The organism is Oleiphilus sp. HI0061, assembly GCF_001635675.1.
Window position 1 is genome coordinate 1 of record NZ_LWFE01000675.1, and the last position, 962, is coordinate 962.

The following is a 962-nucleotide window of genomic DNA, read 5'->3' on the forward strand; positions in this document are numbered from 1 at the left end:
AACAACAAAAAATTTAGAGTCTGCTCTTTTAAGCATGAAAAGGTCAATCACGGAGAGCGTTTGATCTTTTCATGCAAAGTCATTCCCCCTCTCTTTTCTTATTATTACTTGTGTTGCTACTTTTTCTGGTACAGTTTTCTCTTTAGATAAACTCTTGGCCTTGGTCTATGGTAAAGTATGGCTTCATAAAACGTAAGGCTGATAGAGCCCCTCAAGGTCTTAGTACTTCGTAACCCACAACAATGATTGTTTAAACATGTCCAGACTGTCTCCTTCCATTATACCTCGCGACCAACATCCCGTTTCTCGTAGCCAAATTAGCCCATCGGCGTTAAAGGTTATGCATCGCTTACATAATAGCGGCTATGAGGCGTATCTGGTTGGTGGTGGTGTCAGGGATATTTTGCTCGGCCAAAATCCTAAAGATTTTGATATTGCGACCAATGCACACCCTGAGGAGGTACATGCTCTTTTTAAGAATTCACGTTTAATTGGTCGTCGCTTTAAGCTCGTCCATATCCTGTTTGGCCGCGAGATTATCGAGGTTGCTACCTTCCGTGGAAGCGTAAACCAACAGGACGAAAAACAATCAGAGCATGGCATGCTGCTTAGAGACAATGAATATGGCAGTATCGATGAAGATGCTGTGCGAAGAGACTTTACGATAAACGCTCTCTATTACAGCCCTAAAGACTTTTGTATTTACGACTATGTCGATAGCCTGGACGATATTAAGCAGGGTCTGATCAACATTATTGGCGACCCGGAAACACGCTATAGGGAAGATCCGGTTCGGATGATCAGAGCTTTGCGTTTCGCGGCTAAACTAGACTTTGATATCGAAGAAGAGACCAGCGGTGCCATACGAGAGCACGGTCAGCTATTGTCCAACGTTGCAGCAGCACGTTTGTTCGATGAGATTCTAAAACTGTTTCTCTCTGGCTATGGATTGAAAATTTTTC

General features: G+C 43.2%; 1 protein-coding gene. It reads left to right on the forward strand.

Translation table 11 applies throughout. The annotated features are described in order from the left end of the window. Positions 1-256: 256 nt before the first annotated feature. Positions 257-962 (forward strand): polynucleotide adenylyltransferase PcnB (gene pcnB, locus A3735_RS08495; protein WP_156499536.1); only part of this gene is annotated, 706 nt, incomplete at its 3' end.